General features: G+C 65.7%; 22 protein-coding genes. 15 read left to right on the top strand and 7 right to left on the bottom strand.

Annotated features, from left to right (window positions below):
• The 9 genes from K7W42_RS09195 to rplL all read left to right on the top strand — a co-directional run.
• On the top strand, positions 1 to 265 hold a 265-nt coding region (locus K7W42_RS09195; RefSeq protein ID WP_500786055.1), incomplete at its 5' end, for an EF-Tu C-terminal domain-related protein.
• Between the two features lie 64 nt (positions 266 to 329).
• The gene (locus tag K7W42_RS09190; RefSeq protein WP_224574129.1) at positions 330 to 875 is read left to right on the top strand and encodes a pyridoxamine 5'-phosphate oxidase family protein; all 546 of its coding nucleotides are present in this window, start codon (positions 330 to 332) and stop codon (positions 873 to 875) included.
• Positions 876 to 1028: 153 nt separating this feature from the next.
• Positions 1029 to 1196, top strand: coding sequence for a 50S ribosomal protein L33 (rpmG, locus tag K7W42_RS09185; RefSeq protein ID WP_022800165.1), 168 nt, complete (start codon positions 1029 to 1031; stop codon positions 1194 to 1196).
• 70 nt (positions 1197 to 1266) lie between these two features.
• The gene (gene secE / locus K7W42_RS09180; protein WP_224574127.1) at positions 1267 to 1446 is read left to right on the top strand and encodes a preprotein translocase subunit SecE; all 180 of its coding nucleotides are present in this window, start codon (positions 1267 to 1269) and stop codon (positions 1444 to 1446) included.
• A complete protein-coding gene (gene nusG, locus K7W42_RS09175) occupies positions 1443 to 2015 on the top strand; it encodes a transcription termination/antitermination protein NusG (protein ID WP_157459422.1) in 573 nt (190 codons plus the stop codon). Before secE ends, nusG begins: the two co-directional genes overlap by 4 nt.
• A 170-nt stretch (positions 2016 to 2185) precedes the next feature.
• Positions 2186 to 2620 carry a 50S ribosomal protein L11 gene (rplK, locus tag K7W42_RS09170; protein WP_088248415.1) on the top strand — a complete coding sequence of 145 codons (435 nt, stop codon included), beginning with the start codon at positions 2186 to 2188 and terminating at the stop codon, positions 2618 to 2620.
• Positions 2613 to 3311 carry a 50S ribosomal protein L1 gene (rplA, locus tag K7W42_RS09165; protein WP_224574126.1) on the top strand — a complete coding sequence of 233 codons (699 nt, stop codon included), beginning with the start codon at positions 2613 to 2615 and terminating at the stop codon, positions 3309 to 3311. Before rplK ends, rplA begins: the two co-directional genes overlap by 8 nt.
• A 212-nt stretch (positions 3312 to 3523) precedes the next feature.
• Complete coding sequence (gene rplJ, locus K7W42_RS09160) at positions 3524 to 4021, top strand: 50S ribosomal protein L10 (protein ID WP_224574124.1); 498 nt, start codon at positions 3524 to 3526, stop codon at positions 4019 to 4021.
• Between the two features lie 60 nt (positions 4022 to 4081).
• A complete protein-coding gene (gene rplL, locus K7W42_RS09155; protein WP_224574123.1) occupies positions 4082 to 4444 on the top strand; it encodes a 50S ribosomal protein L7/L12 in 363 nt (120 codons plus the stop codon).
• Positions 4445 to 4590: 146 nt separating this feature from the next.
• Here the strand turns inward: rplL and K7W42_RS09150 are convergent, their stop codons facing one another.
• The 4 genes from K7W42_RS09150 to K7W42_RS09135 form a co-directional block, all read right to left on the bottom strand.
• Positions 4591 to 5238, bottom strand: coding sequence for a hypothetical protein (locus K7W42_RS09150; RefSeq protein ID WP_224574122.1), 648 nt, complete (start codon positions 5236 to 5238; stop codon positions 4591 to 4593).
• A complete protein-coding gene (locus K7W42_RS09145) occupies positions 5196 to 5528 on the bottom strand; it encodes a GIY-YIG nuclease family protein (RefSeq protein WP_224574120.1) in 333 nt (110 codons plus the stop codon). The genes K7W42_RS09150 and K7W42_RS09145 overlap by 43 nt, the downstream gene beginning before the upstream one ends.
• Positions 5525 to 6100 (bottom strand): DUF2239 family protein, encoded by a 576-nt coding sequence (locus tag K7W42_RS09140; RefSeq protein WP_224574118.1) that lies wholly within the window; start codon positions 6098 to 6100, stop codon positions 5525 to 5527. Before K7W42_RS09140 ends, K7W42_RS09145 begins: the two co-directional genes overlap by 4 nt.
• 503 nt (positions 6101 to 6603) lie before the next feature.
• On the bottom strand, positions 6604 to 7395 hold the full coding sequence (locus K7W42_RS09135; RefSeq protein ID WP_224574114.1) for a hypothetical protein: 792 nt from the start codon (positions 7393 to 7395) through the stop codon (positions 6604 to 6606).
• 337 nt (positions 7396 to 7732) lie between these two features.
• Between K7W42_RS09135 and rpoB the strand changes: the two genes are divergently transcribed.
• Together rpoB and rpoC are read left to right on the top strand one after the other, a co-directional pair.
• Positions 7733 to 11188, top strand: a complete 3456-nt coding sequence (gene rpoB, locus K7W42_RS09130; protein ID WP_224574111.1) for a DNA-directed RNA polymerase subunit beta — start codon at positions 7733 to 7735, stop codon at positions 11186 to 11188.
• A 153-nt stretch (positions 11189 to 11341) separates the two neighbouring features.
• Positions 11342 to 15961, top strand: a complete 4620-nt coding sequence (gene rpoC, locus K7W42_RS09125) for a DNA-directed RNA polymerase subunit beta' (protein WP_224574108.1) — start codon at positions 11342 to 11344, stop codon at positions 15959 to 15961.
• An 83-nt stretch (positions 15962 to 16044) separates the two neighbouring features.
• Here the strand turns inward: rpoC and K7W42_RS09120 are convergent, their stop codons facing one another.
• Complete coding sequence (locus K7W42_RS09120; RefSeq protein ID WP_224574106.1) at positions 16045 to 17694, bottom strand: hypothetical protein; 1650 nt, start codon at positions 17692 to 17694, stop codon at positions 16045 to 16047.
• A gap of 106 nt (positions 17695 to 17800) precedes the next feature.
• The gene (locus K7W42_RS09115; protein WP_224574102.1) at positions 17801 to 18349 is read right to left on the bottom strand and encodes a DUF2721 domain-containing protein; all 549 of its coding nucleotides are present in this window, start codon (positions 18347 to 18349) and stop codon (positions 17801 to 17803) included.
• 272 nt (positions 18350 to 18621) lie between these two features.
• Between K7W42_RS09115 and K7W42_RS09110 the strand changes: the two genes are divergently transcribed.
• Complete coding sequence (locus K7W42_RS09110; protein ID WP_157459412.1) at positions 18622 to 19017, top strand: hypothetical protein; 396 nt, start codon at positions 18622 to 18624, stop codon at positions 19015 to 19017.
• Positions 19018 to 19096: 79 nt separating this feature from the next.
• Positions 19097 to 20254: an aminotransferase class I/II-fold pyridoxal phosphate-dependent enzyme gene (locus K7W42_RS09105; RefSeq protein WP_224574101.1), complete on the top strand. Its 1158-nt coding sequence runs from the start codon at positions 19097 to 19099 to the stop codon at positions 20252 to 20254.
• 46 nt (positions 20255 to 20300) lie between these two features.
• On the opposite strand, the gene K7W42_RS09100 is transcribed toward K7W42_RS09105, so the two are convergent.
• Complete coding sequence (locus K7W42_RS09100; RefSeq protein WP_224574097.1) at positions 20301 to 20609, bottom strand: hypothetical protein; 309 nt, start codon at positions 20607 to 20609, stop codon at positions 20301 to 20303.
• A 110-nt stretch (positions 20610 to 20719) separates the two neighbouring features.
• On the opposite strand from K7W42_RS09100, the gene K7W42_RS09095 reads away from it, so the two are divergent.
• Positions 20720 to 21493: an exodeoxyribonuclease III gene (locus K7W42_RS09095; RefSeq protein WP_224574093.1), complete on the top strand. Its 774-nt coding sequence runs from the start codon at positions 20720 to 20722 to the stop codon at positions 21491 to 21493.
• 239 nt (positions 21494 to 21732) lie between these two features.
• Complete coding sequence (rnr, locus tag K7W42_RS09090; protein WP_224574091.1) at positions 21733 to 25674, top strand: ribonuclease R; 3942 nt, start codon at positions 21733 to 21735, stop codon at positions 25672 to 25674.
• Positions 25675 to 25935 lie beyond the last annotated feature (261 nt).

Raw genomic sequence — 25935 nt, 5'->3', positions numbered from 1 at the left:
CAGCGTGTACGTGCTCTCGAAGGACGAAGGCGGGCGTCACAGCGCGTTCTTCGGCGGGTACCGTCCCCAGTTCTACTTCCGCACGACGGACGTGACCGGTGTGGTGGAACTGCCTGAGGGCGTGGAAATGGTGATGCCGGGCGACAACATCACGTTCATCGTGGAACTGATTAAGCCCATCGCCATGGAAGAAGGCCTGCGCTTCGCCATCCGCGAAGGTGGCCGCACCGTCGGCGCCGGCGTCGTTGCCAAAGTCATCGAATAAGACCCTAGTACTTGAAGAGGCCCCTTCGCGGGGCCTCTTTTTTTGATGCCCTGTACCCTGCGGTATGGCAAAGCAACTGCCGGCCATCAGTGACCATCTGCGCGCCTTTATAGAAGCGCAGCCTCTCTTTTTCGTGGGGACGGCTGCGCCAGACGGGCGGGTGAACGTCTCGCCCAAGGGCCTCGACAGCCTGCGGGTGCTGGGGCCAACCCAGGTGGTCTGGCTCAACGTGACCGGCAGCGGCAACGAAACGGCGGCGCACCTTCTGCAAAACCCGCGTATGACTCTGATGTTCTGCGCGTTTCAGGGACCACCGCTGATCTTGCGGCTGTATGGGCAGGCACAGATGCTCCAGCCGGGGGACGACGGCTGGGACGAACTGTTGGCCCTCTTTCCTGCCTTGCCAGGCACGCGGCAACTCTTTGTGCTTGAGGTAGACCTCGTGCAGACCTCCTGCGGAATGGCTGTGCCCCTGATGACTATAGAAGGCCAACGCGAGGACCTCAACCGCTGGGCAGAGCGCCAGACCCCCGAGGACCTCACCGCGTACCGGGAGCGCAAAAACACGCTGAGTATCGACGGTTTTCCCACAGGCCTGCCCCGCTGGTAGACACCTGCCGCCCGCTTGCCTATAATTCGAATGTTGCCCGCCCCAAGGCGGGCTTTTACCAGCGTGCCAGACACACCCGTTGACGGCCCCGCCCACTCAGGGACGCTGGGAGCAGAGGGCCCCCCCGCGGGGCCGTTTGCGAAGGAGCAGCTCATGGCGAAAGACGGCCCCCGTATCATCGTGAAAATGGAAAGCAGCGCCGGCACCGGCTTTTACTACACGACCACCAAGAACCGCCGCAACACGCAGGCCAAGATGGAACTGCGCAAGTACGACCCCGTGGCCAAAAAGCACGTGGTCTTCAAAGAGAAGAAGGTCTGATGCCCGCCGCCGGGCTTCAGCCCCGGCGCAGGCGGCCCACCTTTCCTCTCGTCTTGTCGCAGGTGAACGCATGAACTTGATTCAGTACTTCCGGGATTCGCGCGCTGAACTCTCGCGGGTCTCGTGGCCCAGCCGGGCGCAGGTGCTCGAAGGCACGCAGGCCGTGCTGATTTTCGTCGTGGCCCTGACCCTGATCGTCTATGCCATGGACTTCGTGTTCAGAAACCTGATTCAGCTGGTGCTGCCATGAGTATCGAGTGGTACGCCGTGCATACCTACGTGGGTCAGGAAGACCGCGTCGAGCAGCACCTTATGGAGCGTGCGACCAAACTGGGCATGCGCGGCACGAAAATCTTCCAGGTCATTCAGCCTGAAGAAAAGGCTGTCGAACTTCAGGAAGGCGGCAAGAAGGTCGAGGTCACGCGCAAGCTGTTTCCCGGCTACGTCTTCGTGCAGATGGACGTGGAAGATGACGACGCTCCCGGCGAACTGGGCGAGTCATGGGAAGTGGTGCGCGGCACGAACGGCGTGACCGGCTTCGTGGGCACCGCCACCCGCCCCGTCCCACTGTCGTTTGACGAAGTGCAGCGCCTGCTCGCCTCGGTGGGCGTCGCCGCCCAGCCGGTGGCGGCCGAGGCGCCCCGCGTCAAGGTGGACTTCAAGGCAGGCGACATGGTGCGCGTGACCGGCGGTCCCTTTGCGGACTTTAGCGGCCTCATCAGCGAGGTCAACATTCCGCAGTCGAAGGTCAAGGTGCTCGTCAGCATCTTTGGCCGCGAGACGCCGGTCGAACTCGACTTCAGTCAGGTGGCCAAGTAACACTGGCCAGGTCGCCACATCTGCCCCGGCCGCTTGGCAAACAGGCGGCGGACAGGTAAAGTAGAAAAGTTGCTGTCTTGTTCTGCCCCTAGAGGCGAACGGCACAGAACTTAGCGTCAGCACCCCAGCCGGGCCCAGGCCAGGCGCGGGGGAGCTAAGGAGGAATCTCAATGAAGAAAGTCGCAGGCTTAGTCAAACTGCAACTCCCGGCGGGCAAGGCCACCCCGGCCCCCCCCGTGGGTCCCGCGCTGGGTCAGTACGGCGCGAACATCATGGAGTTCACGAAGGCGTTCAACGCGCAGACGGCCGACAAGGGTGACGCGATCATCCCCGTCGAGATCACCATCTACGCCGACCGCTCGTTTACCTTCATCACCAAGACCCCTCCCATGAGCTACCTGATTCGCAAGGCCGCCGGCCTGCAAAAGGGCAGCGCGACCCCCAACAAGGCCAAGGTCGGCAAGCTCAACTGGGACCAGGTTCTGGAAATCGCCAAGACCAAGATGCCCGACCTGAACGCGGGCAGCGTTGAAGCCGCCGCCAACACCGTGGCTGGCACCGCCCGCTCCATGGGCGTGACCATCGAGGGGGCCCCCAATGCCTAAGCGTGGCAAGCGCTACGAAGCGCTGGCGGCCAAAGTGGACCGCAACAAGCAGTACACCATCGACGAAGCCGCCGCGCTGGTCAAGGACATCGCCACGGCGAAGTTCGACGAGACCGTGGAAGTGCACTTCCGTTTGGGCATTGACCCCCGCAAGAGCGACCAGAACGTGCGCGGCACCGTGGCTCTGCCTCACGGCACCGGCCGCAGCGTGCGCGTGGCCGTGATCACCAAGGGCGACAACGTGCAGGCTGCTGAAGCGGCGGGCGCCGATGTCGTCGGCAGCGAGGACCTGATCGAGCGGATCGCCGGCGGCTTTATGGACTTTGACGCTGTCGTGGCGACCCCCGACATGATGGCCCAGGTGGGTCAGAAGCTCGCCCGTCTGCTCGGGCCGCGCGGCCTGCTGCCCAACCCCAAGAGCGGCACCGTCGGCCCCGACGTGACCGGCATGGTGCGCGGCCTCAAGGCCGGCCGCATCGAATTCCGCAACGACAAGACCGGCGTGGTGCACGCGCCGATTGGCAAGGCCAGCTTCGACCCCAGCAACCTCAGCGCCAACTACAGCGCGCTGATCGGTGCGCTGGAGGCCGCCAAGCCCGGCAGCGCCAAAGGCGTGTTCCTGCGCAGCGCGTTCCTGACCACCACGATGGGCCCCAGCATCGAGCTGGCCCTGAGCGGCGGCAGCGCCTAAGCGGCGCGGTGATGGCCGAAGGTTGATAGAAAAACCATCAACTGGCAACCATCACCCTCTTTTTTGGCACCCCGGTGCGCTTTCGCACCTCCCCAATCCGTTTTCATTCCGGCACCAAAGACAGCGGGGACCCTTGCCAGGTTTAAACAGCCCGCCGAGTTGCCAGGGGCGCGACCGTGCACCTGGACTCGTTCCCACCAAGGAGGTACTGCGTGGCGAACGAAAAGAACCAGCAGACCCTTAGCGCCCTGACGGGCAGCCTCTCGGGCATCGACTCGTTTTACGTGGTTGATTACCAGGGCCTGACCGCCGGTCAGCTGAGCAAACTGCGCAAAGACATCCGCGAGAAGGGTGGGCAGCTGATTGTTGCCAAGAACACCCTGATTCACCTGGCCCTGCAGGGCAGCGGCCGCGATTTCAGCGACGCCCTCAAGGGTCCCAGCGCCATCGTGGTGGCCCAGGACGACCCCGCCGGGGTGGCCAAGGCCCTCAGCGACGCTGCCAAAGGCAACGACAAGGGCATCCCTGCCGTGAAGGCCGGCTTTGTTGAAGGCAACCGCGTTGACGTGAAAGTCGTCGAGCGTCTGGCCAGCCTGGGCAGCAAGCAGAGCCTGCAGGGCGAACTGGTCGGCGTCCTCAGCGCCCACCTCAGCAACTTCGTGGGCATCCTCGAAGCGTATAAAGAAAAACTCGAAGGCCAGGGCGCTTAACGCACCGGCCTTGCCCCCTGACCGGGGCGCCCCCAACTTCATCCTCCGGAGGAATACATCATGGCTTACGACAAACAAGCGCTTATTGACCAACTCGGCCAGCTCACCATCATGGAACTCGCCGACCTGATTGACGGCCTGAAAGAAACCTGGGGCGTGACCGCCGCTGTGGCCTCTGGCCCCGCTGCTGGCCCCGCTGCCGCCGTGGAAGAGAAGACCGAATTTGACGTGGTGCTGGTGGACGCCGGCGCGAGCAAGATCAACGTCATTAAGGAAATCCGCGCCATCACCGGCCTGGGTCTGAAGGAAGCCAAGGACATGAGCGAGAAGGGCGGCGTGCTGAAAGAAGGCGCGAGCAAGGACGACGCCGAGAAGATCAAGGCCCAGCTGGAAGCCGCTGGCGCCAAGGTCGAACTCAAGTAAATCCTGCCCCAACCGGGTGTGCAGCCCCCAGCCCCAGCGGCTGGGGGTTTTTCGTTTCTAGAAGGCGAGAAGCCTTTCCTGTTGGTTTCAGGCGGGCAAATCTGCCCCCACAGCCTCTGCTTGAGCAGCGGCCTCACGGTTCACAGCTACCCCCACGGCAGCGCACAGAGCGTCACCAGCCACACCGCCAGCGCGGTCTGCTGAGCACGCGCCAGGACCTGCCGCACGAAGGGCGACGGGTCAGCGGCCAGTTGCCCCGCCACGGGGGCCGGCAGGTTGGCGCGCGAGGCGATGTACATCCGCACCCCGTAGTCGGCGTCAGCCGCCAGATGCTCTATCCAGCGGGCCGACAGCTCTGGCCGGGCCGCAATGCGGGCGCGCACCTGCCAGGCAGGGTGACGCGCCAGCCACTCGACCTGCCGTTCGTTTAGGGCAGGGTGCGCCGCCGCCGCCGCCTGAATTTCTATAGCGGAAGCAATGAGCGCGTGCCGCAGCAGCCACGCCGGGGCGTCCAGTTGTGCCAGCAGCCTCAGCAGGACATGCAGGGGCACGTCCAGCAGCAGCCGGGGATGGGCCAGGCGCAGCAGCGGCAGGGCCGGGTTCCCCAGCACCTCGGCGGGGTGGTCCGCCGCCAGCCTCTCCAGCAGGGCCGGCGGGGTGTTGGGATGGGCGGCAATCAGGGCGCGGGTCGGCTTCTCTGCTGTTTCAGCCAGCTGCTCCAGCTGGGCGGCCGTCAGATCTGGGGCCAGGGTCAGTACCGCTGGCCCGCCGGAAGGTTCAGTTTCTCTTCCCATAACGCAAGCAACTCCTTGAGGTCGTCCAGCGGCTCGTCGCCGGGATGCTGGGGCTGAAGGTCGTCAAGCACCTCGAAGCGGAACTGTGCCGGGCCATCCGCTGCCCAGTCCCGCTGCATCTGGGCGTGACGGTGCCCTCCCAGTTCCAGCTGAAAGCGAATGCGGTTGAGCAGGCCTTCGACATGCACGCTGCTGCCCAGCAAGGTGCGGCCAGACGGCAGATGCGTGATCCGGTAGACGCCCATGCGGGGCGTGAACCCACGGTAACGGCGTGGGGAGGCTTCTGTCATTGAGCTTGACCGAATGCGGGGGCCGCCAGATACAGCGCGTGCAACCGAATGTCTTCGGGCCAGGGGGCCAGCACTGCCTCAAACGCCCCCCGCTCAGCGGCGTAGAGGGCGCGGCTGGCGTCCTCGGCGCCCGGCAGGTCGCCGGCCATCACGGTCAGAAAGCGGTCGGCCGCCAGACTGGCCACGCGGCGGCGCTCGCCTTCGGGGTCGGCTTTGCGGGCCTCATCAATCAGGCGGCGCAGCGCGGCCGAGGCGCCGTTCGGGTGACTTTCCAGCCAGTCCCAGTGCCGGGGCAGCAGGCTGACCTCCCGCGACACCACGCCCAGCTTCGGGCGACCTGGACCGGTTCTGGACGGCGCTGGCGCATGACGGGCCAGCACCTCCTCCAGAGTGCCGCGCCAGTCAAAGTCGGCGGGGCGGCCCGTTTCATCGTTAAAGACGATCAGCGGTTGGGTACGGGGACCAGTCAGGGCGTCTAGGGCCGTCTTAACGGCGGTGAGGGTGTCGTGTAGTGGCCCAGTGGCCAGGCGGCGGGCGCCCAAAAAGGCGCTGTAGGTCGGGGCTTCTGACATAGATGCATATTACCCGGATGAAATATCAGACCGCAATATCTTCCGGGTAATATAATTGGCTTAAACCACATTGGCGCAGGAGGATGCAGAGGAAGCCACCGAACCTCAGGTGGCCCAGAGCGTCTTCGCCCGGACCTCACCAACAGCTTTCAGCCTCAGTCATTCATCCAACCGGCGAGAAACAGGAGATTGGGGCGACCACAGTGTGGGCAGGAGCGTACAATCCTCCCCCTGTTCCCTCAGTCCCGCACAAACTGGATGGAGCCAACGCTGGAAGAGACTCTTCACAGTCACCACCAGACCGCGATAACCAAGCCGTGTTCTGCGAACGATTCACGGGCCGCGAGATCAAATTTTCTAGCTGCCAGACCTCACAGACCGCCGCAGAACTGCACGCCACCCAGCCCTAGGAAGCCCCCAACGGCTCTTACCGTCTGATCTGACGCAAACTTGAGTCAGCTGCTCAGCCGACCGTCAGACCCAGCGAGAAAACCGCATCACGCTCACTTCAATTCTTTTCTCAGATCGCGTCCCTGCTGAAACCACTCCCGCTCTTGACGGCGGTACAGAGCCGTGGCTCGGCGCTCGGTCTTCTCCAGGGCGTCCAGCAGAGCACGGGCCTCATCTCCCCTGCCCTGCCTCAGCAGGTAGGCGGCGTAGCGGGCGCGGGGTTCTTCCGTGGTGGCGGCCGTCATAGCCTCCCGGTAGGTTGCGTCGGCTTCCGAATGCCCCTGGGCGTCCTGCGCCTGGGCCAGCAGGGTCAGGGTACGGGTGCGCGTGGCGGCGCTGGCTTTCAGGTCCACCCGCTGCAGTTTTTCCTCGGCGGGCGCAGGCTGGTTCCGCACCAGGTCCAGTTCGGCGCTCGTCAGCAGCACCACCGGGTCGTCGGCGTAGATGCCACTCAGCAGCGGCTGCAAGGTGACCTGCGCCTCATCGGGCCGCCCTGCGCGGGCTTGCAAGGCCGCCAGATCCGCACGCCGCTGCAAGGTGTCGCTCTCGGCCAGGTCGGCCTGGGCTTCGAGGATGCGCAGGTCCAGGGGTTTGAGCGCCTCTACCCCGCGCGCCACGGCCTGACCCGCCACGCGGCTACTCCCCCTGAGCGCCGGGATAAGCACCATGAAGGTGTACACGGCCGCAAACGCCAGCCCAAACAGGCCGCCAAACAGCGCTCCAAACACCAGCATGACGATCCAGTACACCTGCTGCCGCGTGACCACCGCATGGATGAGGCCAACTACCGCCAGGGCGCGCAGGACGTTGTAGATCAGAGGAAGGTAGGGTTGCAGGGCGTCCACCCGCCTATGCTAAAGCGCCGCAGTGGGCTGCCGCCGCAGGTTTGCCCGCTTTTCATGAAGAACTGGACTTGACGGCGCCCCTGCCTGTTCGGCAAACTGCCCGTCACAGCTTCTTCCAGAGGCCGCTTTCGCGCGCCGTTTGACTGCACTGCCCGCACAGGTGTAGACTCTTCTGTGCTGACCATGATGGGTCGGGCAGGAGTTCTTTGCGAGAAGCGGCTCGGCAAAGCTAAGCACAACGAATGGGAACGCGGCTGTCAGAGGCTGCGCGTCCCAGCTGCGCCTTTTCATGCCCCGAGAGAGGCCGCAGTGATCCCAGGGTGCCCCCGAGGTGGATATGAGTTTGAAGAACAAAGGGCCGCGCATTGAGCGGTTTGGTGATATTGCGGACGTGATTCCGCTCCCCAACCTGACCGAGATTCAGGTGAATTCCTTCCGGGCCTTCCTGCAAGAAGACCGGGCGCCGGATGCCCGTGACTACACAGGGCTGCAAAGCGCCTTCAAGGAAGTCTTTCCCATTGACGAGACCGAGAAGGGCCGCTCCACAGGCCTGGTGCTGGACTTCCTGGAGTACCGTCTGGGCGAGCCGCCCTACACGCCCGAAGAGTGCCGTGAAAAGGACGTGACCTACCAGGCGCCCATGTACGCCAAACTCCAGCTGATTCACAAAGACAGCGGCCTCATCAAGGAAGACCAGGTGTTCCTGGGCGACCTGCCGCTGATGACCGAGGACGGTTCTTTCGTCATCAACGGCGCCGACCGCGTCATTATTTCGCAGATTCACCGCTCCCCCGGCGTGTACTTCACCAGCTCCTACAAGGGCATCAAGAAGATGTACACGGGCGCCATCATCCCCATGCCCAAGCGCGGCCCCTGGATTGAACTGGAGTTTGCGGGCGGCATTCTGGAAATGAAAGTGAACAAGCGCAAGTTCCCCGTGGCGATGCTGCTGCGCGTGCTGGGCTACGACGACGCTTCTCTGAAGTCGCTGTTCACAGAATTCGAGCCCGACATGGAACTGCCCGAAGACAAGAGCGCGGGCATGGGGGCCGACGAGGCCCTGCTGCGCCTGTTCACGGTGCTGCGTCCCGGCGATCCGCCCAAGCGCGACAAGGCCATTCAGTACCTGTACGGCCTGCTGGCCGACCCCCGCCGCTACGACCTGGGCGAGCCCGGCCGCTTCAAGATGAACACCAAGCTGGGCGTGAACCGCCCCGAGCGCACCCTGCTGACCTTCCAGGACGGCAAGTTCAGTGACGCGGGCCTGGTGGACACCATCCGTTACCTGATGGCGCTGCAGTACGGCCGTGAGACCGTGGGCATGGCCGACGCCGACGGCGTGCTGACCGACGTGCCCGTGGGCGAGGACGACATTGACCACCTCGGTAACCGCCGCGTGCGGACCGTGGGCGAACTGCTGGCCGACCAGCTGCGCGTGGGCATGGGCCGCATGGCGCGCGGCGTGCGTGAGCGCATGCTGCTGGGCAACCCCGACGCCGCGACCCCCACCAAACTGGTGAACAACCGCCCCATCGTGGCGGCCATGCGCGAGTTCTTCGGGCGCAGCCAGCTCTCGCAGTTCAAGGACCAGACCAACCCCCTGTCGGACCTGCGCCACAAGCGCCGCATTTCGGCCCTGGGGCCAGGCGGCCTGACCCGCGAGCGCGCCGGCTTCGATGTCCGCGATGTGCACCGCACGCACTACGGGCGCATCTGTCCGATTGAAACGCCCGAAGGCGCCAACATCGGCCTGATCTCCTCGCTGGCCTCGTACGCCAAGGTGAACGACCTAGGCTTTATCGAGGCGCCTTACCGCAAGGTGGCGGGCGGCCAGGTCTCCGACGACGTGGTCTACATGACCGCCGACATTGAAGACCGGTACACCGTGGCGCAGGCGAACAGCCCCCTGAACAGTGACGGCACCTTCAGCGACGAGCGCGTGCTGGCCCGCCGCAAGGGCGATCCCCTCTGGTACACGCCTGAAGAAGTCGATTACATGGACGTGTCACCCAAGCAGATCGTGTCCATCAACACGTCGCTGATTCCCTTCCTGGAGCACGACGACGCCAACCGCGCGCTGATGGGATCGAACATGCAGTCGCAGGCCGTGCCGCTCGTGCGCGCCGACAGCCCCGCCGTGGGCACGGGCGTGGAGCGCCGCGTGGTGACCGACAGCGGCACCAGCGTCGTCAGTGACGTGACGGGCCGCGTGACCTACGTGGACGCCCGTGTGATTCAGGTGACCCTGACCGAGGACGCCCCCGCCGCTGGCATGAACCAGGGCAACGTGCGCACCTTTGAACTCGTGCGCTTTACCCGCTCCAACCAGGGCACCAACCTCGACCAGCACCCCATCGTGGACATTGGCGACACCGTGACCGCCGGGCAAGTGATTGCCGACGGCCCTGCCTCTGACTTGGGCCGCCTGGCGCTGGGCCAGAACATCACCATTGCCATCATGCCGTTTGACGGCTTCAACTTCGAAGACGCCATCTGCATCTCCGAAGGCCTGGTGCGCAAGGACTTCTACACCTCGGTCCACATTGAAAAGGACGAGATCGAAGCCCGCGACACCAAGCTGGGGCCGGAAAAGATCACCCGCGACATTCCGGGCCTCAGTGAAGCTGCGCTGCGCGACCTGGACGAGGACGGCATCGTGCGCGTGGGCGCGGAAGTCAAGCCGGGCGACATTCTGGTCGGCAAGACCTCCTTCAAGGGCGAGTCTGAGCCTACCCCCGAAGAGAGACTGCTGCGCTCGATCTTCGGTGAGAAAGCCCGCGAAGTGAAGGACACCTCGCTGCGCGTGCAGTCCGGTCAGGGCGGGATCGTGGTGAAGACTGTGCGCTTCCGCCGCGGCGACGAAGGCGTGGATCTGAAGCCCGGCGTGCGTGAGATGGTGCGCGTGTACGTGGCGCAGAAGCGCCAGCTGCAGGTGGGGGACAAGGTCGCCAACCGCCACGGCAACAAGGGCGTGGTCTCTAAGATCATGGCCCCGGAAGACATGCCTTACCTGGAAGACGGCACGCCCGTGGACTTGGTGTTTAACCCGCTGGGCGTGCCCAGCCGCATGAACCTGGGCCAGATTCTGGAAACCCACCTGGGTGAAGTGGCGCGCCTGACCGGCCAGAAGTTCGAGACCCCGGTGTTCGACTCGGTGACCGAAGCGACCATCAAGGAAATGCTGGAAGTGGCCGCCGCCGAGCGTATCCAGAAGAACAAGGACGACGGCCTGGAACTCGACAAGCGCGAGCAGGAAGTGCTGGACCGCGCCGCCAAACTGGGGGTCATCACCGACACCCAGGGCGACTACGAGAAGTCGCAGATGGAACTGAGCCGCACCGGTAAGAGCGTGCTGTACGACGGCCGCACCGGCGAGCCCATCAGTGGCCCCGTGGTGGTCGGCACCATGTACGTCATGAAGCTGTACCACATGGTGGAAGACAAGCTGCACGCGCGCTCCACGGGCCCGTACAGCCTCATCACCCAGCAGCCGCTGGGCGGCAAGGCGCAGTTCGGCGGTCAGCGCTTCGGGGAAATGGAAGTGTGGGCGCTGGAAGCCTACGGCGCCGCGCACACCCTGCAAGAAATGCTGACCATCAAGTCCGACGATATTGACGGCCGTGACGCCGCCTACCAGAGCATCGTCAAGGGCGAGGAAGTGTCGGGCAGCACCATCCCCGAGTCCTTCAAGGTGCTCGTCAAGGAGCTGCACTCGCTGGGCCTAGACGTGGAAGTCCTCGACAACGGTGACCGCGCCGTGGACATCTTCGAAGGGATGATGCCCAAGCGCTAAGGCGCTGCCCTTCCCTCTCCCCCTTCAGGAGGGAGATGTCCCGCAGGGACAGAGGGGGTGGAGCGGGCCCGCCGTGTCCCACCCCCACCCAGCCTCCCCCTCAAGGGGGAAGAGCATCAACAAGCAAGTCAGCCCTCTTCTACAGGAGTCTGAATGAAAGATTTCAACAAAGTCCGTATCGCCATTGCCAGCCCGGAAAAGATCCGCGAGTGGAGCTTCGGCGAGGTCGAAAAGCCCGAAACCATCAACTACCGCACCCTCAAGCCCGAGCGCGAAGGCCTCTTTGACGAGCGCATCTTTGGACCCCAGAAGGACTACGAGTGTGCCTGCGGCAAATACAAGCGCCAGCGCTACGAAGGTAAGGTCTGCGAGCGCTGCGGCGTGGAAGTCACCTCCTCCAAGGTGCGCCGCTACCGCATGGGTCACATTGACCTGGCGACCCCCGCCGCCCACATCTGGTACGTCAAGGACACGCCCAGCAAGATCGGCACGCTGCTGGACCTGTCCGCCGGCCAGCTGGAAAAGGTGCTGTACTTCAGCTCCTTCCTGGTCACCGATCCCCGCAACGCTCAGAAAGACGGCCGCCCCCTCAAGCGCGGCGAACTGCTGAGCGACGACGAGTACCGTGAACTGCGCTTTGGCCGTCAGGAAACCTACTCGCTGACGGGCGGCGTAGAAGCCGAGATTCGGGACGGCGAGTACGTGACGCGCGGGCAGATTCTGGGCGGCAACGTGGTCTCCAAGATGGACGGCCTGGCCCAGTACCGCTTCCCCCGCCGCGCCCTGATCGCCTACGCCGAGGAAGTCGAAGCGACCCTACCGCTGCCGACCGAAGCGCTGGTGGAACAGGACACCTTCCGTGCCGGTGAGATTCTGGCCGAGCTGGAAAGTGACGTGCAGATCACGGCCCCGGTAGACGGCACCATCGTGCTGCACGAACTGGGCGAAGACTCCGTGATGGTCGAGCTGCGTGAAGGCGTGGACGAGGAAGGCACCCCCAGCGGAGAAGTCCTGGCCCGCGTGTACGTGCCCCACGGCCTGAACGTGCAGGTTGTCCACGGCGAGATCGTTGAGGCCGGCGCCGTGCTGGCCGACGCCTCGGCCGGCACCCGCCTGCGCGTGAGCCGCGACAGCCGCTTATCTGGCGTCACCTTCCCCAAGAAGAAGGGCGACGTGGCCGTCAAGGCCCATTGGACCCGCCGCGCCGAGTACCCCATCAACCCCACCATGCACGTGCTGGTCGGCGACGGCAGCGAGGTCAAGAAGGGCCAGCGGGTCATCGGTGCTATTGACGTGGAAGAGCAGATCACGGCCGATGCCGACGGCGTCATTACGCTGCACAACCCCGCCAGCATCATCGTCTCCAAGGCCAAGGTGTACACCTACGAGGATGAGCCCCTGGTCGTCAACGGGGACCGCGTGGAGCCGGGCGACGAACTGGCCGACAGCGGCGAACTGCGCAGCGACATCTCGGGCCGCATCGAGATTGACCTCGTGCGCAAGCAGGTGCGCGTCATCGAGTCCTACGACTTCGAGGCCAAGATGGGCGCCGAAGCGGTCAAGGAACTGCTGGACGACCTGGACCTGGACATCCTGGAAGCCGAGCTGAACGAGATGATGAAAGACAGCTCGCGCCACAAGCGCGCCAAGGCCCGCAAGCGCCTGGAAGTGACCCGCGCATTCAAGCGCAGCGGCAACCACCCCAGCTGGATGATCCTGAACACCGTTCCCGTCATGCCGCCTGACCTGCGCCCGATGGTGCAGGTGGACGGGGGCCGCTTTGCGACCTCGGACCTGAACGACCTGTACCGCCGCCTGATCAACCGCAACAACCGTCTCAAGAAGTTGATGGGTCAGGGTGCGCCGGACATGATCATCCGCAACGAGAAGCGCATGCTGCAAGAAGCCGTAGACGCGCTGATCGACAACGGCCGCCGGGGCAGCCCTGTGACCAACCCCGGCTCTGACCGCAGCCTGCGTTCCCTGACTGACCTGCTGGGCGGCAAGCAGGGCCGCTTCCGCCAGAACCTGCTCGGCAAGCGCGTGGACTACTCGGGCCGCTCGGTGATCGTGGTGGGCCCGCAGCTCAAGCTGCACCAGTGCGGGGTGCCCAAGCGCATGGCGCTGGAACTCTTCAAGCCCTTCTTGTTCAAGGTGCTTGAAGAGAAGGGCGAAGTCACCAACATCAAGCAGGCCCGCAAGATGCTGGAGCGTTACCGCGACACCCGCGACAGCGTGTGGGACGCCCTGGAAGAAGTGATTGAAGACAAGGTCGTGCTGCTCAACCGCGCGCCGACCCTGCACCGTCTGGGCATTCAGGCCTTTGAGCCGGTGCTGGTGGAAGGGCAGAGCATTCAGCTGCACCCGCTGGTCTGTGAAGCCTTCAACGCCGACTTCGACGGCGACCAGATGGCGATTCACGTCCCCCTGAGCGCCCAGGCGCAGGCCGAAGCGCGCATTCAGATGCTCAGCGCCCACAACCTGCTCTCGCCCGCCAACGGCGAGCCGAACGTGAAGCCCAGCCGCGACATCATCCTCGGGATCTTCACGCTGACCCTGCTGCGCACCGACAACCTGGGTGCCGGCAGCGAGTACGCAGGCCCTCAGGAGGCGCTGGCCGCCTTTGAGGCTGGCAAGATTGCCCTGAACAGCGCCATCAAGGTGGCGGGGCAGGACACCAGCCCCGGCCGCCTGAAGTACGTCTTCTCGACGCCCGACGAGGCCATCATGGCTGTCGAGCGCGGTGAGATCGACCATCAGGACCACGTCCGGATTCGCCTCAACGGCGTGACCTACGACACCAGTGCGGGCCGCGTGATGTTCCGCCGCATCGTGCAGGAAGCCCTGGGGCACCAGGCCAGCCTGGTGGATACCCTCGTGAATCTGGAAACGGCGTACGAGAAAGACCACCTCAAGGACATGGTCATGGCGTGCTTCAAGCACCTCGGGATCGAGGCCACCGCTGGCCTGCTGGACGGCCTGAAGGACGCGGGCTTCAAGCTCTCCACGACCTCGGGCATCACGATCGGCATTGACGACATCGTGATTCCGCCCGCCAAGACCGAGATTCTGGCCGAAGCCGACGCCAAGGTGGCGGAAATCGAGCAGAACTTCGAGTTCGGCTTCATGACCGAAGAAGAGCGCTACAAGCAGGTCGTGCAGCTCTGGAACGACACGAAGGACGAAGTCAAGAACGCCATGTTCGACAACTTCGGCAAGAACTACCCCTTCAACCCGCTGTGGATCATGAGCCTGTCGGGCGCGCGTGGTAACGCCCAGCAGATCACCCAGCTGGCCGGGATGCGCGGCCTGATGGCCCGCCCCGACGGCAGCACGATCGAGGTGCCGATCCGGGCGTCGTTCCGTGAAGGCCTGTCGGTGCTGGAATACTTCATCTCGACCCACGGCGCCCGCAAGGGTGGGGCCGACACCGCGCTCCGCACCGCCGACTCCGGCTACCTGACCCGCAAGCTGGTGGACGTGGCTCACGAAGTCGTCGTGCGCGACGTGGACTGCGGCACCACCGACTACACCTCCATGCCGCTGGGCGCGCTGGATGAGCGTACCGGCGAGTGGCGCACCCGCAAGGCCAGCGAGATCGAGACCAGCATCTATGGCCGCACCCTGGCCGACTCCGTGGAAGTCGAGGGCCGTACCATCGAAGCCGGCGAGATGCTGAGCCTGGAAGACGTGAAGGCGATCACCCGCAGTGCCAAGACCCTGCAACACGTCTTCGTGCGGACCCCGCTGAACTGCCGCGTGAAGAGTGGCGTGTGCCAGAAGTGCTACGGCTACGACCTCTCGCAGGCCAAGCCTGTGAGCATGGGTGAAGCCGTGGGCGTGGTGGCCGCCGAATCCATCGGCGAGCCCGGCACGCAGCTGACCATGCGCACCTTCCACACCGGGGGCGTGGCCGGCAGCGGCGGCGGCGACATCACGATGGGTCTGCCCCGCGTGATCGAACTGTTCGAGGCCCGCAAGCCCAAGACCAGCGCGGCTGTGGCGGACCGCGACGGCACCGTGCGGATTGAGGAAGAGGAAGAGCGTTACCTCGTGCGAATTGAGGCCGACGACGACCAGTACAGCTCCAAAACCGCCACCAAGATCAGCAAGAGCCTGCGCATGATCGTGCGCGACGGCGACCGCGTGGAAGCCGGCCAGGCCCTGACGCGCGGGGCCATCAACCCCCACGACCTGCTGCTGTACAAAGACACCGACGCCGCCCAGCGTTACCTGGTGGAAGAAGTGCAGCGCGTATACCGCAGCCAGGGCGTGAAGGTGCACGACAAGCACATTGAAATCATCGTGCGCCAGATGCTGCGCTGGGTCGAAGTGACCGACGGCGGCAACACCGAGCTGCTCGAAGGCCAGACCGTCGAGCGCTGGGAAGTGGATCAGGCCAACGACGCGCTGGGTGAAGACACCACCCCAGCCAGCTGGAAGCCGGTGCTGCTGGGTATCACCAAGAGCAGCCTGACCACCAAGTCGTGGCTGTCGGCAGCGAGCTTCCAGCACACCACCCACGTGCTGACCGAAGCCAGCATGAAGGGCCAGGTGGACGACCTGATCGGCCTGAAGGAAAACGTTATTCTGGGCAAGCTGATTCCCGCTGGCACGGGTCTGATGACCGTCCGCGAGATGCAGGTGGCCGACGACCGCACGCTGGAGAAGTACGGTGAAGGTAGCACCAGCACCGACGCCGTGACGGGCAACCGCTCCTACGACGACACCCGCCCCGGCACCGTGAACGACAACGTGACGTACACGAGCTAACCGCCGATGCCTGATGGCGAAGAGCCACAGGCAACCAGAGAAGCCCCCACCTGGAAACGGGTGGGGGCTTCTCTGTGCTGGTTTCAGGGGGTGACGGTAAGAAGGTAGCTGACCCGGCCCACAATCTGTCCATTCTGAAAGAAAGTTAGGGTCAGAGGGTCGGAAAACCCAGCCAGCCCCGCGTCTGCCGTCAAGGTCAATGAAGTTGTGACGGCCTGGACCCCCAAAGCCTGTCCGGTCAGCGCCGGCAGATTGAGCGTATCTGGCGTGACGGACACGCCGGGCAGGCTGCTGGTCACCGTCACGGGGCCGCTGACGCCACCGTCCTGGAACAGCTGGAACGGCACGGCCAGCGGCTGACCGGCGCGGAGGTTCAGTTCGCTGCCAAACTCGGGCGAGGCGACCCTGACCCAGGGGCCAGACTGAACGGAGCGCAGGCGAGTGCGTGTCCCACTGGGCAGGGATTGGTAGCGGACGATAAAGTTCTCCCCCACACGGCGCTGTGTCTCAGTAATCAGATTCCAGCCTGGTTGCAGGGTGAGGTCGTATTCAAAACTTATCTCGGGCAGGCTTTGGCAGGGCGCGGTGCCCTTGACCCGCAGGGGCGCATCAGCATACAGGCGGCGCACTGGCTTGTTAGTTGTGTCCACCTCCCGCACCTGACCCAGTCGGTCGCCCTGCGCGCTGTAGACAGCCAGATAAGGCCAGGCCACATGGACGTTCGGGGCAGATTGCTCGCCCTGCACAGGGCAGTCAGCATCCAGAAATGGGAACAGTTGGCTGGTTTCCTGACCTTGCAGAGACAGATCAATGCTCCCTGTTGCCGCAACTGGAACGGTGCGCCGCCTGAGCCATCCAGACTCAGCCATATACTCCTCGCTGAGCTCATAGCCTGCGCCCCTCGTCCAGCCCTGCAGGGTGCCGCGCACCACCGCCGGGTCGGCGGGCAGGCCCACCTCACTGCTCGTCACGTCCTGCGCGGCGGTGAACATCAGACTGAAGCTGAACGCCTGCCCACGGGTATTGCTGCGGTCAATGGGCAGGTCCACGGCAAAGGTCACCGGCACGGTGGCCCCCTGCGCCAGCGTCTCTGCGGCCAGCCAGCCCTGATTTTGTACCGTCATGCTCAGGCCAGCGGGTGGGGTGGCCCCCAGACTCGCCACGTTCAGGCCCGACAAGAACAGGGTCGCGGCGGGGTTATCGGTGCTCTCGCCCGTCTGCACATTGACCTGCTGTCCCTGCACAGGACGGATAGAGGCGGCCTGACCTGAGGCGTCGCTGCCGTCAAACAGACGCACGCTGCGAAAGGGTGTCCCCGCCACGGTAGGCGCGGTGGCGTTGTTCTCCGGGTCGCCGTCGGTGTCGGTGAGGACCACCGGCAGCAAGGTCAGATTCTGCAGCGCCGAAGCCGTCACATTGGTCGCCGCAAAGGTCGTGCTGATGTGCCGGATATCCGCGCCGTTCTTCCGTGTGGTGAAGGTCTGGGTGGTGATGGCCTGCGCGCCCAGTTGCACCGGGTCGCCAGCAGCGATGAGTGCCTGGCCGCTCAACAGGCCGCCGGGGTCCACGCGGCGCAAGCTGGCCTGCCCCACGCCCTGATCGGTCACGCGCAGTTGAAGTTCGTACAGGCCCGCTGGGTGAGAAGCGGCCGGGGTGGGGGCAGCAGGAAGAGGCGTGGGAGCACAGGCCGCGAGCAGCGCCGTCAAGCCGGTCAGCAACATACGTTTGGTCATAGGGGTCCTCAGGAAAACTGGAGCAGAAAGAAAAACAGACGCCTCCACCCTAGCCCAGCGGCCAGGGCTGAGCACGCCAGTTTGCCAGCGCCGCCAGTGGGGGTTCCTACGCCCCTCTCCCCTCTTGCCCGATCTGCTCACTGACCTCGCGCAGCAGGCGTTCGTCGTACAGACCGGCGTAGTGGCCACCCAGCGTGACCAGAAACTTCATCTCTTCCCGAGTGGTGCGGGCCGAGAGCCGGGTTTCAAAACTTAGCAGCAGGGCACCGTAGGCCAGAGCGGCGGCTCCAGCAATCGCCAAGACCACCGGCACCGGCCCGGCCTCCTGATGAAGCAGGGCGCTGCCGCCGATTAGGATGCTAGTCAGCACCAGTAGGGCCACCGCGAGATACAGCGCGGTCATCGCCTGCACAATGATGCGGCTGCGGCGGGCCAGGCGCGGCAACTGCTTGACAATCAGGCGTTTTTCTTCGCGGGCCAGCGCTTCCTGCCGCCCCTCTTCGGTCACCAGCACCTTGAAGCGCGCTGTGAGGTGGCGCACGCGGTCAGTCACGCGGCCCAGGCGACTGCTGGTGCTCATCAGGAGGGTGCCGGCCCCGCTGATCAGGACCGCTGGCGTAATCATGGCGGTCAGAACCGCAGGGGCGTCGGCCATGCCCCCAGGCTACTGGGCCCAGGGACACCACACCGGTCTTCCGCAGCATTGAGCGCGGGACAGCGTCATCAGCCAGTCTTCTTCACCCATCCCTGACGGCCATCCCCCGCTCTGCGGCGCCTTGCACCTCCACCCGGTCCAGGGACCCCTCGTCAGAGAGGCTTCGAGAAATCTGCACATACCCTGCAAAGCCTCTACACAGCCGGGCCGCATCCTCTGGGCAGGAAAGGGAAGCGGCCACAGCGCCGCACCCCGGAACGAAGGAGAACCCCATGAAAAAGCTGCTGCTGACCGCCATTACCCTGCTGAGCTTCACCGTTTCCACCGCCTCGGCCACCCGCGCCTACGCCACGGACGGCAACGGTATGCAGTACGAAGGGCTTTACACCGAATCAAGCTGGCTGGCCATCGAAGTGCCGCTGACCGCCATGAACGGCACGCTGCCAGACGACCTGACGATTGCCGTGAGTGGTCTGCGTGACGGCACCACCATCACACTGGACAGCGTGGAGCGTCAGGGCGACACGGCCCTGCTGTACGTGACGGTGGCCCGCGACGACACTAGCGTCCTGGTCAACGAGGTGGCCAGCATTGCGGTCAAGTCCGGCGAACAGGTGCTGACCACCGTGAATATTCCGGTGTACGGCGGCGTGGACATGGGCAATTAAAGACAGCACCGACGCGCAGCGCCCCAGCCTTCTGGCCCGGGGCGCTGCTTCGTGCGGGCCATGCTCTACCCTGGGCAGCATGTGGGCTTCACAGCGGGCAGGAGCGGTGCCGGGCAGCGTCTTTGCACTCATGGACGCGGCCAAAGCGCGGGCGCGGGCAGCGGGCCGGGCCATCATTGACCTGAGTATCGGCAGCAGCGACCTGCGGCCCCCGGCCCCAGTGCTGAACGCGCTGCGCGAGGCCACACACGACCCGCTGAATGACCGTTATCCCCTCTTCAGCGACACGGCCCCGCTGCGGCAGGCGGCGGCGGCTTACCTGGCCCGGCGCTTTGGGGTGACGGTCAACCCCGACACCGAGGTGCTCCCGCTGATTGGCGCGCAGGAAGGGCTGGCCCACCTGCTGCTGGCCGTCACCGACCCCGGTGACACTCTGCTGCTGCCCGACCCCGGTTATCCCCCGTATCTGGGCGCGGCGGCCGTCGCCGGCCTGAAGGTGGTGCCGCTGCCGCTCCGTGCCGAGAACAGCTTTTTGCCTGACCTGAACGCCGTGCCCGCCAGCGTGCGCCCCCGCGCCCTGCTGCTGAATTACCCCAACAACCCGACTTCAGCGGTGGTGGACCCGGCCTTTTTTCCGGCGGTGGCCGCGTGGTGCCGTGAGCGCGGCACGCTGCTGATTCATGACCACCCCTACGCCGAACTGACCTTTGGTGCTTACCGCGCGCCCAGCGCCCTGCAAGCCGAGCTGACCGGCGTGGTCGAGCTGCATTCCCTGAGTAAGACGCACCACATGGGCGGCTTCCGGGTGGGCTTTGCGGCGGGGGACGCGGGCGCCATCGCCGCCCTGGCCCGCGTGAAGGGCAGCGTGGATTTTCACCCGTACCTGGGCATTCAGCGCGCGGCGGCCTGCGCCCTGACCCTGCCGGACGAGGTGGGCCGCGCGGGCGCCGCCGTGTTCGAGGCCCGGCGCGACGCGCTGGTGCCGGCCCTGCGTGACCTGGGCTGGACAGTGGCCTGGCCCCAGGCGAGCATGTACGCCTGGGCGCGCGTGCCCGGCCTGACCGACAGCGTGACGTTTGCTGTGCGCGCCGCCGAAGACACCGGCGTGGCCGTGAGTCCCGGCGCCGCCTTTGGCCGTCAGGGCGAGGGCTTCGTGCGGTTTGCCCTGGTGCAGCCGCCCGAGGTGCTGATTGAGGCAGCGGGGCGCTTAAAGAAAGTGGGAAGTGGGAAGTGGTAAGTGGAGGAAAAGCCCTGCCCACTCACCACTGCCCACACTCCACTCCCTATTTATCGAACTTCCCGTACCCCGCCGCACTCCGGCGCTGGGCGCCACGGGCGTAGTCCATCTGCATCTCGACGGTGTCGTGCTTGCCCTCGGTAAAGGTGCTGTCGTGAATCCAGTAGTTCAGGCGGTCGTCGCCCAGCTGCACCCAGAGCTTGTGGGCGTCTTCGGGGTCACGCCAGAACACCACGTGCTCGAAGGCGTTGAGCTGCGCCCAGGCCTGAATGTCGCTCAGGACGCGGGCCGCCTTGGGATGGGTCATCTCGAATTCCTGACCGTCACTCTCGTTGCGGAACTTGATCTCGACCATAGTGGCCGCAGCGTAACAGACCCCCCAGGCGCCGCATCTCTATGTTTCCTGAAGACATCCTCAGGAGGAGGTGAAGGTCCGGCGCACCCTGCTCTATGCTGCCCCCTGCCATGACACAGGCCGCAACACTCAAGGTCACCACCCTGAATCTCAATGGACTGCGCAGCGCCCTGCGCCGGGGCCTGCGCGACTGGCTGACCCAGGAAGCGCCGGACGTGCTGCTCCTTCAGGAGGTGCGCGCCGACCCCATGCCAGACGCCCTGGCGGACCTGGGCTACAGCGGGGCGTGGTTTCCGGCGCAGAAGGCCGGCTACAGCGGCGTGGCGATCCTGGCGCGCCAGCCGCTCAGTGACGTGCGCGTGGGCCTGCCCCACGCCGAGCTGGACGCCGAGGGCCGCGTGCTGAGTGCGGTGGTGGGCGGCGTGCGATTTGCCAGCGTATACCTGCCCAGCGGCAGCAGCCGCCCTGAGCGGCAGGGCTTCAAGGAGCGCATTCTGGAGGACTATCAGGCCTGGACGGCCGCCCTGCTGGCCGAGGGGCGGCCCCTCATTCTTGGCGGCGACTACAACATTGCCCACCAGAACCTCGACCTCAAGAACTGGCGCAGCAACGGCAAAAGCAGCGGCTTTCTGCCGCAGGAGCGCGAGTGGATGACCCGTCACCTGGCCTGCGGCCTGACCGACACCCACCGCGCCTGCCTGGGCGAGGCGGCGGCGTACACCTGGTGGAGCAACCGTGCAGGCGCCTATGCCAACGATGTCGGCTGGCGCATTGATTACCTGCTGGGCGCGGGGGTGGAGGTCAGCGGCGTTCAGGCGCACCGGGACGCCCGCCTGAGTGACCACGCGCCGCTGAGCGGCTGGGTCCACCTGCCTGAAGCGTAAACTTCACGTCAGACCTGCCCAGGGCACTCATGTTATGCTGAGCGGGCTGCCGGGTTCAGGACAGCGCCCCCAGACAACACGCGCGCAGACAGCGCCTGTTGCCGGGCCGGGCGCCACCCGAGGAAGCGAAAACACCAGTCCCCGTGGGCGGATGGCGCGCGCCAGATGCCGGGTAAAGGCCCAGCAGGCCGCGCACAGGTCACCCTCACGGGCACGTCTCTGAAGTACCAGGAACGTTCATGCCGAAACCGAAAAAAGCGGAAACGGTGCCGGGCACCGCGAATACCGGCACCGAGCAGAGTCAAACCACCCCGAAGCGGCGCAAGGCCGCGTCCCCCGCAGCAGATGCTGCCCCCACCCCGGCCAAGCGCCGGAAAACACCGGTCCAGCCGGCCGAAGTCGAGCAGGCGGCCCCAACCCGCACCCCCCGCGCGCCGCGCCGGACCACGAAACAGCCTGAGCCGGAAGCCGAAGTCCTTGCAGCGGCGCCGGCCGAGACGCTCCCTGCGGTCACCGAGCCGGCCCCGACCCCACGGGTCACCCCGCGCCGCGCCAAGCAAAAGACCGCTGTGGCCGAGGCGCAGCAGGTTGAACCTGTCGCCGAAGCCCAGCCTGAACCCCAGGCCGTGCTGCCCACGCCCGAACCCACCGAGTCAGAGCCGACCTCAACCCCCGTACCCCGCAAAACTCGGGGGCGGAAAGCAGCCCAGGCGGCTTCTGAGCCAGTGACGTTGACGGATGCGGAACCGGCCGTGTTGACCGAGCCAGACCCAGCGCCGCCAGCAGCTCTGCCCTTGACCCCACCAGCGCGCCGGGGGCGCCGCAAGGCCGCCGACCTAGCGACCGCCGCGCCAGCGGCGGAGACCCACCCAGACGCGGCCGAGACTCCCCAGGCCGAGGCCCCCAGCATCACCGAGGCGCTGGAGCCGCCGCCCGTGCCTGACCCCGTCATTCTGGCCGTGCCCAAGCGGCGCGGGGGGCGCAGGCCCAAGGCGGCCCTGCCCGACGCCCTGCTGGACGAGGTGCTCAGCGGCGTCGAAGCCGTCACCCCTGAGGCCGAGGCCCGCACGGAACCGGTCGTGGAGACGGTCCCCGTAACGCCCCTGGACCCCGAGCCCGTCACGCTGCCCACCAAGCCGCGCCGGGGCCGCCGTAAGGCTGCTGAGGCGGCCACAGACGTGGCCGAAGCCCCCGCCCGCCCGGCTGCTGAACCAGCTCTCCCCGAACCGCAGACCGATGAGCCTGCCAGCACCGCCGAAGCCTCAGAGGAGGCCACCGCCAACCCCGAGCGCGACATCGTGGTGGCACAGCTGCGCAAACTGGGCCGCCCGGTGCATGTCCGTGACCTGGAACGCACCTTTACTCGCCAGACCATTCAGCGTCTGGGGAACTGGCGTGACCTGACCGATCTGCTGGAAAACTTGGTGGACAGCGGCGAGGTCATCCGCACCCGCAAGAAAACTTATGGCCTACCGGAAGCCATGAGCCTGGTGCGCGGGCGCTTTCAGGCGTCATCGGCAGGCTTCGGCTTTGTGGTGCCCGACAGCGGCGGCGAGGACTTTTATATTCCGGCTGAGCAGACGCTGGAAGCCTGGAACGGCGACATCGTACTTGTGCGGATGGAAGGGCGCGGCGACAGCCGGGATGACCGGGGCCGAGGCAGTTCCCGCCGGGGCCAGCGCGGCGACGGCAACCCGCGGGCCAGCGTGGTGCGAATCGTACAGCGCGCCTACAAGCAGCTGGTGGGCACCCTGGAGTACCACCACGGCCACCCCATCCTGAAACCCGACGACCACCGTGCCCGCCACCGCATTCTGGTGCTGCCCGAGGGCCTGGACGGCCTGGAAGCCGGCGCCCGCGTGGTGACCGATCTGTTCTGGCCGGAAAACACCGGCGAAGACGAGGTCTTTGGCCAGGTCACGCGCGTGCTGGGCGAGCAGGACGACCCGGTCACCGAAACCGAAGCCGTGATCGTGAAGTTTGGCCTGCGCGGCGACTTCCCGGACGAAGTGGTGGAGCAGGCAGGCGCCATCCCCACTCAGATTCCCGAAGAAGCCCTGGTGGGCCGTCTGGACCTGCGCGGGTTCAACATCTTCACGGTGGACGGCCGCGACGCCAAAGACTTTGACGACGCCATTCACATTCAGCCCACGCCCGAAGGCACCTTTGTGGTCGGTGTGCATATCGCAGACGTCAGCCATTACGTGCAGGAAGGCACGCCGCTGGACGATGAAGCCTATGCCCGCGCCACCAGCGTCTACCTGCCGGGCCGTGTGCTGCCCATGCTGCCCGAACACCTGAGCAACGGCGTGTGCAGCCTGGTGCCCTACGAAGACCGCCTGACCATGACGGCGATGGTCGAGCTGTCCGCCGAGGGCGAGATTCTGAAGGTACAGCTGGCCCCCAGCGTCATCAATTCCAAGGCGCGGCTGACCTACGACGAGGTGCAGGCTTACAGCGAGGCCACCGCCACGCTGCCCGACCACGCCCGCCACCTAGAAGGCGACCTGCACCTGCTGCTGAAGATCACGACCAAGTTGCGTCAGAAGCGGCTGCGCGAAGGCGCGCTGGACTTTAAATTGCGGGAAGTCAAGGTGGATGTGGGCCCAGACGGGCGCATGGAACTCATTCCTATCCGCGAGGAAACGGCGCGCGGCATGATTGAGGACCTGATGCTGCTGGCCAACAAGGTCGTGGCTCACGAACTCCTCCAGCGCGAGATTCCGGCGCTGTTCCGCATCCACGAAGAGCCCACCCTGCAGCGCTTTCAGGAGGTCAGCGGCGCCATCGGACGGCTGGGCCTGGCCTTTCCGGGCGGCGAACCGACCCCGCAGGCCTACCAGGCAGTGCTCAAGCAGGTGCGCGGCACCCCCCGCGAGAGCGTGGTGAACACGCTGCTGCTGCGCTCGATGCAGCAGGCGAAGTACGCCGGAGAGAACCTGGGGCACTTCGGGCTGGCGTTTGAGGAGTACCTGCACTTCACCTCGCCCATTCGCCGTTATCCCGACTTGCTGGTTCACCGTGTCCTGAAAGGGATGCTGGGCGGCGAACTGAAAGCGGGAGGCCGCGAAGTCGCGCAGCTTCAGGCCCGCCTGCCCGGCATGGGCGACCACACCAGTGAGCGCGAGCGCGCCGCCAGCGAAGCCGAGCGCGACCTGACCAAGTACTACCAGGCCAAGTGGGCGCAGGAACACCTGGGCGAGTCGTTCTTCGGCAACGTGTCGGGTGTGGTCGCCAGCGGCCTGTTCGTGGCGCTGGACAACGGCGTGGAAGGCAAACTGCACATTTCCCACCTGGACGACGACTACTACGTCTATCTGGAAGACGCGCAGATTCTGCGTGGGCGCAGCCGGGGCCGCAGTTACCGCCTGGGCGACCCGGTTCACGTCACCATTCACGCCGTCAACCCCCTGGCCCGGCAAACCGACTTCACCCTGGCCGACCCCGAGAGCCCGGACTTCCGACCCGGCGACATTCATCAGGAGACCGATATGGATTCACCCGTTAAGCCGCGCGCCCGCCGCCGCGAGGACCGCGAGCAGGAAAAGCGCGAGAAGTTGCAGAGCGTGCCCGTCAGCGAGCCCAAGAAATTCACGCTGGACGACCCCTCACCCCGGCCCACCCTCTCGCCCTCAGCCGGTGGCGCGCGGCCCAGCCGGGGCCGCAGCCAGGGGCAAGGGCAGGGCGGCGCTGTCCAGGGTCAAGGAGGCCGCCCACAGGGCCGCACCTTCGGCGGGGTCGGCATGGGCGGGGGCCGGGGGCCCCGGCGCGTGATTACCCTGGAGCGCCCGCGTAACGAACATCTGCGCCCGGTGAACATCACCGTGCAGCGCATGTACTTTGGCGACTGGACCCTGGAGAACATGCCGCCCGAGGAAGGTCAGGGCGGCGGAGGCTACAGCCGCAGTGGGGGCCGTCCCCTGAGCGGCCGGACCGAACGCGGTGGGCGGGGCTACACGCGCGGCGGCAGTGACCGGGGCGCCGCAGGCCGGGTCAACGGGCGCACCCCGAACAGTGGGGGCCGGCCCCAGCAGGCCAACCGTGAGGAAGTGCGTGACGAGGCCCGCGCCCCTGTGCGCGAAGCCGCCGCCCCGCAGGACAGCGCCGCCCAGGCCAACAGCGAGGACGCCAAGCGCCGCCGCCGCCGCCGGGGCCGCCGGGGCAACACCAGCCAGGGCTAAAGAGACGGTGTGGGCGCCCACTCCCAGTTGGGGGTGGGCGTTTTTGTGATTCTGCCTGATGAGGAGTGGCCCAGCGCTCTGTCCAGAGGTTCGCTAGATGCGACTGAAGCGAAACCTGGTGGGAGCTGAACCCTCCAGAGCAGATTTTGTCAGCCCACCGATATTGCGTTGCCGAACAAGCCTCCCGTCTCGGCTGCTGGGAGGTACTGCGCTAAGACAGGTGGCTCTTGCGTTTCGGCGGAGCCCTCTGCGCCTGAATAG

The sequence above is a fragment of the Deinococcus betulae genome (genome assembly GCF_020166395.1).
GTDB classification, from domain to species: Bacteria; Deinococcota; Deinococci; order Deinococcales; family Deinococcaceae; genus Deinococcus; species Deinococcus betulae.
The sequence above is the reverse complement of the archived record's forward strand: the minus strand, read 5'-3'. Positions and strand labels throughout refer to the sequence as shown.